This is a genomic window from Acinetobacter sp. S4400-12 (genome assembly GCF_024129495.1).
Lineage (GTDB): Bacteria > Pseudomonadota > Gammaproteobacteria > Pseudomonadales > Moraxellaceae > Acinetobacter > Acinetobacter lwoffii_C.
Genome location: NZ_JAMXYB010000026.1, coordinates 26572 through 36598, shown reverse-complemented (window position 1 = coordinate 36598; position 10027 = coordinate 26572). Strand labels below are relative to the sequence as shown.

6 protein-coding genes are annotated in these 10027 nt (G+C 42.7%); 3 read left to right on the top strand and 3 right to left on the bottom strand.

The window, feature by feature from the left end:
• Nucleotides 1-88: 88 nt before the first annotated feature.
• Entirely contained in the window at nucleotides 89-2152 is a 2064-nt protein-coding gene (locus NI461_RS10510) for a LysM peptidoglycan-binding domain-containing protein (RefSeq protein ID WP_253157231.1), read from the bottom strand.
• Nucleotides 2153-2161: 9 nt separating this feature from the next.
• Entirely contained in the window at nucleotides 2162-4963 is a 2802-nt protein-coding gene (locus NI461_RS10505) for a type VI secretion system Vgr family protein (protein WP_151207252.1), read from the bottom strand.
• Between the two features lie 275 nt (nucleotides 4964-5238).
• On the opposite strand from NI461_RS10505, the gene NI461_RS10500 reads away from it, so the two are divergent.
• Together NI461_RS10500 and NI461_RS10495 are read left to right on the top strand one after the other, a co-directional pair.
• Nucleotides 5239-6393: a methionine aminotransferase gene (locus NI461_RS10500; RefSeq protein ID WP_151207250.1), complete on the top strand. Its 1155-nt coding sequence runs from the start codon at nucleotides 5239-5241 to the stop codon at nucleotides 6391-6393.
• 101 nt (nucleotides 6394-6494) lie between these two features.
• Entirely contained in the window at nucleotides 6495-7859 is a 1365-nt protein-coding gene (locus NI461_RS10495) for an MATE family efflux transporter (protein ID WP_151207248.1), read from the top strand.
• 221 nt (nucleotides 7860-8080) lie between these two features.
• Here NI461_RS10495 and NI461_RS10490 read toward each other — a convergent pair whose 3' ends face one another.
• The gene (locus tag NI461_RS10490) at nucleotides 8081-8929 is read right to left on the bottom strand and encodes an SDR family oxidoreductase (RefSeq protein ID WP_151207246.1); all 849 of its coding nucleotides are present in this window, start codon (nucleotides 8927-8929) and stop codon (nucleotides 8081-8083) included.
• Nucleotides 8930-9148: 219 nt separating this feature from the next.
• Between NI461_RS10490 and NI461_RS10485 the strand changes: the two genes are divergently transcribed.
• Complete coding sequence (locus tag NI461_RS10485; RefSeq protein WP_151205195.1) at nucleotides 9149-9835, top strand: TetR/AcrR family transcriptional regulator; 687 nt, start codon at nucleotides 9149-9151, stop codon at nucleotides 9833-9835.
• Nucleotides 9836-10027 lie beyond the last annotated feature (192 nt).

Genomic DNA, 10027 nt, shown 5'->3' with positions numbered 1-10027 from the left:
GGACTAGAGTTGTGGGTTTTGTGTGGTAACTCAACTGATGGCTCTAGTCCTTCTGTTTTTCAAGTCCATTTCTTATCCGCGATTCGGGTTATTTATTCTTTTCCCCTTTCGGTAAAGCAATTGAAGCCCACTCTTTAGAAGCATCAACCATAGCCTGTTCCACCGTTTTATTTCCATTAATAATCAGGTTATAGATAGATGTACGACCCCTTAATAAATGTTCTTTAAAAACTTTTTCTTGCATATCACAATCATATAGTTCATTACCAGTCAAATTTAGTCTTGCTTTAGCTTCCGCTAAAGTAGAAGGAATCGTTTGATATTTTCCTGTTGCAAACCTTCTTCTATTATCATCCCATTTATATTTTATTGCAGCTTCTAAAAGTTCATTAATAGTTTTTCCAGTAATTGTACCTGGTAAGTCGTTTATTTTTCCATATTTAACCCTTTTCCCTTCGGGAGCTCCTGCATTCCAAGCTTCATAGCTACCTTCCCCACTAGCAATTGCATCCCCTAGTTCTTTTACGAGATCATCAATAGTTTGATCTGTTATTTTAGAAATTGTAGAGGTATTTACGATTATTCCTGCACAATTTAAAATAGAATTTATATTTAGTGATTTAACAATCTCCAATAATGGCTTTCCATTGAGATCTTTAATTACTTTTTTGAAATACTCATCATTAAAGTAAATACTCGAAAATCTTGTTATATCAAAATGAACCCAAGTAGTTGCTCCATTTGCTCCACTCTTAAATTTTTTTGGTTCTAAATATATTTTTTCAGAAGCTCTTTCTTCACTTGCTCCCATCTTTACAACCATAATTTTTTTTCTAACAAACTCTATATCCTCTATAGCTTTAGTTCTCTTCCCATTTTTATTAATATGTATATCTAGTGCCAAACCCATGTGGTTTAATGTGGTTCTTCCTTTATTCTTATTATCATTAATGCATCTATACCCAGACTCAATATAAGCCATTTCAAGACCTTTATATTTAAATTCATTTTTTAAATAAAAATTTAATGCTTTTAATATCCATATTAAAGATCTATGCAATCCTGGATATTCATTAGCAGTATTCAAACCAGATTTAATACCTCTTCTATTATTACCATAACCTGAACACTGACCACAGGGACAACTAGCTTTAGTCATAAAATTTGCAATTGGATATTCATAATAAAACTTATCTAAAGCTGCTAAAAAACTTCCACATATTTTTCCAGTTTCAGGAACCCCCATATAATCCCGTTGAAATTGTTTTATACATTCCACTGTTAAAGGAGTAAATTCATCTGTAGGTAATGCGCCACCAAAGCCTGCTAGCCTGATATTAACCTCTCTAATAAGTTCACTTTTGCCTTGAGATATACATTGAGGATTAATTTTACATAAGTTGGAAGTATCAGTTTTCGGTGTTCCGCCATCCTGACTGCGATCCTCTTTCATATCAATTTTTATTGCATCCGATAAAGCTTTCTTACCTTCTTCATACCATTCATTAAGCTGCTCTAATGCTTTCTTCTCATACTCTTCAACTGTATTCACAATTCCTTTATCAGCTTGTTTAGTCTCTTTTTTATTTTTCTCTGATGATTGAGGCTTATTATTTTGAGAAGCGTTTTTTTGAGGGTTTAACTTGCTATCAATACTTGTATTATTTCCTGTGGCAGGCATATTAATTGGAAGTTTAATTACTTGTCCTATGCTGATTTTATTGACATCTTTTATCCCATTCAGCCTTTCGAGCACTCGGATTGTGGTGTGATACTGTTGTGCAATAGATGATAAAGTTTCACCTTTTTTAACCTTATGTGTTTTACGTTTATAACTTCCTTTATTTCCATTATTTTCTACTGTTTTTAAATCCAAGAGAATTTTAGGACTTATAACCGTAACCAGCATACGATCTTTTGCCATTATGAAGGTCTGAACTTTTTTCATACCTCCACCCAAAAGGCTTTTGACATATATATCTAAAACCGTTCCTTTGTCTCTTTGAATTTCATAAAGGCACCCCTTGGAATTGGTAGAACCCTTTACTACATGTTGACCTGTCTTACTATTTTTGACTTCATATTGAACTTTAGGAATTGGATTGCCTAACAAATCTAGAATTTGTATGGTTGCTAAAGACTTATTTGTCATTTTTATATCCTATTTATTATTCTGCTCAATCAGGTCATCAACATCATAACCTTGGACACTTAATCCCCATTCATCATTGAGCCCTACCAAAATTTCTACTTTAGAGGGATCAGCTGTAGTAATTTTTCCAGTACGACCATGCGTATCAAGCTGACCTGAAATATACGAATTAGTATCAGGAATAAAAGCTTTATAATTTATTGAACTGAAATCGGACTGCCAAAATAGATCATATATATCCAGCCTATTGCTATATAAAGCATTATTCGGAAGCTGAGGTATTTCATGAGAGACTTTAGCCCCTTCCATAAAACTATGCTGCCCCGCTTTACACTCAAATTTCCCGCCTGTTACTCCAAATACACCTTGTCCATTAATCTTTAACTGAGAACCACCGGCAGTCAGTACAATTTCTTTAGGACTAATAATTTCAATCCGATCTTCAGTCGAAATAATTTTGATTTGCTGACGGGCCATCATTTCCATTGCATCATCCTGCGCCTGAAGTTCCACCTTACCTTGTGCAGCAACTGCTTTAACACCCTCCTGCGCCGCAAATAAACTGATCTTGTCCTGTGCATGGGCAATTAAAGATTTCTGGGTTGAAAAATTCATACTATCCGCAGCACTATGATTAATCTGTCTATCCGCAGAGAGGTATAAGTCCTCATTGGTCGAAATAGCAATGGAGTTCGGTGCACACAGAATCATTAAAGCCTGTTTAAAGTTTTCTGCCTTGTTTTGATCTTGCTGTTCGATTTGATCCAGAAAGTTTTTCAGATGATCTAAAGCCTCCAAAGGATCAGTTTGCTGGTTTTTAGCAACGTCACTTAAGGCCTGAATATTATTTAAACTTGATTCAAGTTGGTTTTTAGCCGGGCTGCTATTTAAGTGATTGGCATTGGCATTTTCCTGTTTATATGTTGAAAGCAGCAGACCAGCGCCGGCTCTTACCGCCCCCCACTGGTCTGTCCTCAGCTCAAATCCTTCACCTCGACTTTCGCTACTTTCATTTTCTTTAGGATGACTTAAATTCCCCAGATTCAGCTGACTGGTCCCATGACTGCTTTGCAACTGTGTGCTGATCTGTCCTGTAGTATCGTCAAAGCGGAGCTGGTTAAAACCTTGGCCATCCACTTCAGAGGAACGAATACCACTGAGTTTTTTGGTATCTGGTAACTGACCTTTCACATCAAACATAGTTTGATGACGCTCAGCTTCGTGCAAACGTCCCACGACAAATGGGCGATCAACATTCCCATCAAAGAAGTCAATCACTACGATTTCACCCACTCGCGGATGAAATCGTGTGCCATAACCCTCACCGGCCCATGAAGTCAGCACATCTACCCAGGCAGAATCTGTGTCATCATTATTGCTTCCCGCTCCGCCATCATGCTGATGATCCTGATCACGGGTAAACAGAAAACGTACTTTAACCCGTCCCCATTCATCGACATGGATGCTCTCACCTTCGGGTCCAACGACCCTAGCACGTTGTGCATAGGCCAGCGGTTGGTGCTTAAATGGCAGATATTCTGGAACTACCGGAATAGAGCGACGAATTAAATACAATTCGTTGGCCTGCCGCTCCTCTTCCAAAGCTGTCCATGAACTGGCATGTAATAGCGACTCCAGCTGTGCCCCTATCTCTTTTGGTAAATTGTTCTGGTTATAGAAGTGCTTCCCTAAAATCAGAAATTCCCGTTCATGGGCTGCATGCTGATCAATTTCCAGATGATCCTTCAACTGAAACCAATAGCCCACCTGTGCATCTCTGACGCTGCTGCTGGCCTGAAAGTATTTTGATTGCAATGCATGATATTGACCCAATTGTCTGCTCAATTTCTCCAGCTGACTATGACTGGAAGAAGTGGCCTGATCCTCCCCGTTCAGATCAGCGCTCCAGGCTGAACTGACGGTCCAGGCATCTTCCAGCGCTAATATTTCCTGCCCGTTTGGAGATTCAAATTGCTGTGTATTTAAAAAATACTGGCTTTCATCTGGTGACAGTTGCTCCGCCTGCCAACGCTGAGTCTGCACCTGTGTCGGCTTTAGACTGCGCTGAGCTGTCCAGTTGGTAATACTATCAAACGCTTCAGTGGCATGACTGCGATGAAAACAGATAAAACGGCGTGCCAGAGCCTGAAAACTCTCTGCATGATCAATCAGGCGCAAAATCTGGGGCTGAATAGCAGACTTGGAAGTTGTTAGCAGCAGTTCTTTTTCATCAATCAGCCAGTTAATTCCTTCGCTGCGCCATAAGCGGCTAAGAAATTCATAATCACTTTCATTGGACTGCATCACAAAAGGACGAATATCATATTCTGCTGACAGGCCGCTCAGGTCCAGGCTTAAACTGGCTGTAAATAAAGGGCTTCTTTTTTGCCATTCTGTAAATAAAATTTCACTGATGTCACGCACACTTTTATTTAGAAATACCCGGCTATTGCGACGTTTTTGCCATAAAGCGGTGGCATCCTGCAGACTCAGCTTATAAATCGTAAGTGCACCATCACTCTGTCCCTGACTGGCTGCCGTAATGATGCCGCTGGTCCGAAACAGCTCTCCCCGGTCAGTGACCTGATCTACAGCAACCTGAACACCCATAAACTGTTTTAAAGGCAGCGAGGGATGGGTGGATAAACACAGTAACTCTACCTGTAATCCTTCATTTATCCAGTGCCGGCCCTCAATACGCTGAATCGCAAGCTGGGAGTGTAAAATAGGATGAGTAAATTGAATCTGTAGTGCACGTTTTTGTGGCCCCAGACCTAGTGCATCTAGCACCGTATCAATATTTTTAAGCATTTTATAATTATGTGGTGAGGTTATTTTTATCACGCTGATTGTAAAAAATAAGCCCGGCACCGTCCATCTTGGTATTTATTTCACATGATTAGGCAAACAACTTGTTCTGATTCATTGAGCTGGACTGAGCGACTGATACCCAAGCTTGTACATTTGCTTAAGATCATTTTAATTTTCTGATTATTCCTGTGCTTACTTGCTGCTACACTGACGGGAATAACATTTAATCCTCAACAGACTTTAATAATTGCATGATAAGACAAGGGGTCAGGGACATGCTCGAATTATCTTCCAAACTTCCCGATTTGGGCGTCACTATTTTTAGCACCATGTCGAATCTGGCGCAGAAACTGGGTGCCATCAACCTGTCCCAAGGCTTTCCGGATTTCCCGGCTCCGCCCCAGCTGCTGGATGCGCTTAGTCGTGCGACTCGTGGGGGGTTTAATCAATATGCGCCAAGCAATGGCCTGCCCGTGCTCTGTGGTCTGGTGGCAGATCTGTACCAGCAGCGTGACCAGCTCTGCCTTGACCCTGTCAGTGAAATTACCATTACACCCGGGGCCACCCTTGCAATTTTCTGCGCCATTCAGGCCAGTGTCCGTGCCGGTGAGGAAGTCATTATTTTTGATCCCAGCTATGACAGCTACGCGCCCAGCGTGCAACTGGCCGGTGCTCGGCCAGTGCATATTGCCTTGGAATATCCTGGCTTTTCCGTGGACTGGAACAAGGTCAAAGATGCGATCAATGACCAGACCCGCATGATCATTGTCAATACCCCACACAACCCTACGGGAACCGTGTGGACAGAACAGGATTGGCAGCAGTTGATTGAACTGGTTCATGACCGGAATATTGTGATCCTGTCTGATGAAGTCTATGAACATCTGGTCTTTGACGATGTTCGCCACATTTCGGCAGCCAGCTTTCCGCAGTTACGTGAACGCAGCTTTGTGGTGGGATCTTTTGGTAAAACCTTTCATGTCACTGGCTGGAAAACCGGTTTTTGTGTAGCGCCTCCGCCTTTGATGCAGCTATTTAGACAGATTTACCAGTTTGTCAGCTTTTGTGGTGTGACCCCGATTCAGGTTGCCCTGACTGAATATATGCAACTGCATCCCGAGCATATTCATCAGCTCTCCAGTTTTTATCAGGCCAAGCGCGATTTGTTTAATACAGAACTGGCGGGCACACGTTTTCAATGGACGCCTACTCAAGGGACGTATTTCCAGAATCTGGACTATCGTGAGATTCGCCCCGATCTGGATGGCTTGTCAATGTGTCATTATCTGGCCCAGCAGCATGGCGTGGTCGCCATTCCAGTTTCTGTATTTTATAAAGATCCTCCACAGGATATACATTTGCTGCGCTTCTGTTTTGCCAAAAAAAATGAAACCTTAATTGAAGCAGCACATATTCTTGCCAAAGTTTAAAACACAGGCTGTGCCGTTACTGAAAAGCTAAGGCGTTTTGACTGCCGATCTAGCATAATTCGCTAAGATAAGTATTTGAAAAACCAAGAACAGGACCTTATATGGCGCAGCATGCTTTAATTCAGCAAAAAAATCTGTGGAAAACCTTTCTGGTCTTTCTGTTACCATTAATTGCGACCAATATCCTGCAAAGTCTGTCTGGTACCGTGAATACTATCTTTGTCGGACAGATGTTGGGGGTCAACGCGATTGCTGCTGTTGCGGTGTTCTTTCCGATCCTGTTTTGTTTGATGGCTTTTGTGATCGGGCTCTCTGCCGGGTCGACCGTCCTGATTGGGCAGGCCTGGGGCGCTAAAAACCTGGAAAAAGTACACTGTGTGGTGGGCTCTACCTTATTTATGACCCTGATTGGGGGAAGTCTGATTGCCCTGTTGGGGGTCATTTTTGCGGAGCAGATTTTACTTGCGCTGGGCACAGATCCTGAGGTCATGCATTTATCATTGCCCTATGTACAATGGATGCTGGCCGGCAGTCCCCTGATTTTTATTTATATTATTTATACTTCCATTTTACGTGGTGTCGGCGACAGTACCACACCACTGTTCGCTTCAGCATTAACGATTGGAATCGGTCTGGGGGTCACGCCAGTCCTGATTGCCGGCTATTTTGGTTTTCCTCGGATGGGGATTATCTCGCCTGCTATCGCCACTATTTTAGGCAATCTGGCCGTCCTGGTTTTTTTAGTGCTGTATTTAAATTATAAACAGCATCCACTGAAACTGGACTGGGCCTTAATTAAAAATATCCGCCATCAACCCCAGTTGAGCAAGATCATTTTACGGCTAGGCATTCCTACCGGAGTGCAGATGGTGACAACTTCCGTAGCAGGATTAGTGATTGTAGGACTGGTTAACCGTCATGGAGCTGAAGCAACGGCGGCCTATGGTGCGGTCAATCAGGTCCTGAACTATATCCAGTTTCCCGCTTTATCTATCGCTATCGCTGCCTCAGTCTTTGGGGCGCAGGCCATTGGTGCAGGAAAGTCGGATTTACTCAATAAAGTCACCCGCACCGCCTTGAGTATGAATATCCTGTTCACTGGCGGGCTGGTAATTCTTGCTTATTTGTCTTCTAAATATCTGATGGCTCTGTTTATTACCGATCCAGCGGTGGTGGTGCTGGGTCAGCAGCTCCTGTTTATTGTACTGTGGTCGATCCTGTTCTTTGGCGCCAGTGCGATTTTTGCCTCGATTATGCGTTCTAGCGGTACAGTGACGGTGCCCATGCTGATTAATATTCTGACCATTCTCGTTATTGAGGTGCCTTGTGCCTATCTGTTTAGCCAGTGGTGGGGCCTGGAAGGCATCTGGTATGCCTACGCACTGACCTTCGTAAGCTTGTGTATTTTGCAGGGCTTGTATTACCAGTTGGTCTGGAAGAAAAAAACTATTCAGGCCTTGATCTGAGGGTTTTAAAAATCAGTATGTTATTGCATAGTCCACGCATTTTTAATATTAAAAACTGACAGATACAGTGATGACATCCGGTTTATAAATTAAACCAGCTGTAACTTTCCGGCTTATAGAGAACTGGCTGATCCTGTTATCTTGTCTTCGGAATCAATTAAAATAAAGCGCATCAATCAAGTTAAAAGCCCGCTTTCGCGGGCCGAGGTAGAGGAAGGTGATTAAGCTGATTTTTTGCCTTTTTTACCCAGACGCGAAGCCAGAGCAGTGACGCGCTGATAACCGGTAGGCAAGATGCGCTGGATCATATCCAGGGCCTTGGCATCATTACCGATCAGCAGACGGCGTTTGTCTTTCTGCACCGCATCCAGAATCTGGCGAGCAGCTTCTTCAGGCGGACAACGCAACAGTTTATTAAAATTACGTGCCGATTTTTCAGGATGCATCCCTAAGCTCAAAAGACTATCATTCATTTTGGCTGCATTGGCAATATTGGTGCGAATTCCACCCGGATGTACACACAGCGCGCTTACGCCGCAATTTTGCATATCCAGCTCCTGACGCAAGGATTCGGTAAAACCACGTACCGCAAACTTGGTCGCATTATAAGCAGATTGGGTGGGCTGGGCGGTCAAACCAAACAGGCTGGAAATATTGATCACATGTCCATCACCGGTTTTTTTGATCAATGGCAGGAACTCCTTGGTACCATAGACCACGCCCCAAAAATTGATTCCTACAATCCATTCCAGATCTTCATAGCTTGCACCCTCAACCGTACTGCCCAAGGCAACACCTGCATTATTAAAGATCATATTCACACTGCCATGATCCTGCTCGACCTGCTTGGCCCAAGCCTGAACTTCAGCCAGATTGGCGACATTCACTTTTTGAGTGGTGACACGGACATGATTGCCTTTCAGCAGCTCGAGTGTTTTTTCCAGCCCCTGCTCATTAACATCACTCAGTGCCAGATGACAGCCCTGCTGTGCCAGCAGTACAGCCAGCTGCTGGCCAATGCCAGAACCGGCACCGGTAATCGCTGCAACTTTATTGTTAAAATTTTTCATTGAGATTCCTTGAATTAAATACTGCCAGTCCATGACAGCCGGTATTTTTGTCTGTTCAGGATGCAGCCCATCATTTCAATATAGTTTTGACAATAAGTATTGTCAATCACTCTATAATGTCTCTACAGGCCAAGTTTCAGTCTGAAATTTCAGCATAGGTCAAATGCAGATTTGTTGATAAGATAGCCCCAACCTTTAGCGAGACTGCCACTGAAAGTTATGACCAATTCAGCTCCTTCAACCACAAAAGCACCAGCGACCCGCGCCAAAGAGCGTCAGTTTAAAGGCCTGTCGATGGCGGAGCGCCAGCAGTTACGTCGTGAAAAACTAATCGAAGCCGGTATCGAAGCTTATGGCACCCATGGTTTTTTTTCGGTGACGGTCAAAGATATCTGCAATGAAGCCAAGCTCACCGAACGCTATTTTTATGAGTCTTTTAAAAAAAGTGAGCACCTATTTCAGACCATTTTTTTACAGCTGATTGATGAGTTGCAGCAAAATGTCATGCAGGCCATGCTGCAAGCCTCAGCCGATCCGCAAAACATGATTAAAGCCGGCTTGACCGCCCTGCTAACAACTTTAAAAGATAATCCACGTATGGCACGGATTATTTATATTGATGCCATGCTGGTACAGGAGCTGCATAATCAGGCCACGATTCATGAAACCATGTTGCGCTTTGACCGCATGATTCATGCCTTTGTCATGCTGATGATGCCGAACCTGAGCCGCTCTGAACAGGAGCTTTCTTTAGTGTCGACCGGACTGAATGGCTATGTTACCCAGATTGCAATCCGCTGGGTCATGAGCGGCTTTAAACAGTCGATGGACGAAGTGCTGTCCTCCTGCAGTATTATTTTTCTGGCCCTGCTGGAGCATTTTGCCGAGAAAAAAGTCAAAGCCTAGTTTTTATAGAGAAATAGGTTTTTTATCTTGATCAGCCGCCACGTATTTTTAATTTTAAATTTATTTACAAAGACTTATCTCAACAAAATGAATTAAAAATGTCTGATTTCTAATTAAATTTTTATTAAAATTGTCACAAATCTTTGCGAAACTTCGGCTATTTTCCCTTTCTGCAATGATACTGTCATAATT

Coding starts and splice junctions, on each gene's coding strand:
- NI461_RS10510 (WP_253157231.1), bottom strand. CDS start 2,152: ATGACAAATAAGTCTTTAGCAACCATACAAATTCTAGATTTGTTAGGC.
- NI461_RS10505 (WP_151207252.1), bottom strand. CDS start 4,963: ATGCTTAAAAATATTGATACGGTGCTAGATGCACTAGGTCTGGGGCCA.
- NI461_RS10500 (WP_151207250.1), top strand. CDS start 5,239: ATGCTCGAATTATCTTCCAAACTTCCCGATTTGGGCGTCACTATTTTT.
- NI461_RS10495 (WP_151207248.1), top strand. CDS start 6,495: ATGGCGCAGCATGCTTTAATTCAGCAAAAAAATCTGTGGAAAACCTTT.
- NI461_RS10490 (WP_151207246.1), bottom strand. CDS start 8,929: ATGAAAAATTTTAACAATAAAGTTGCAGCGATTACCGGTGCCGGTTCT.
- NI461_RS10485 (WP_151205195.1), top strand. CDS start 9,149: ATGACCAATTCAGCTCCTTCAACCACAAAAGCACCAGCGACCCGCGCC.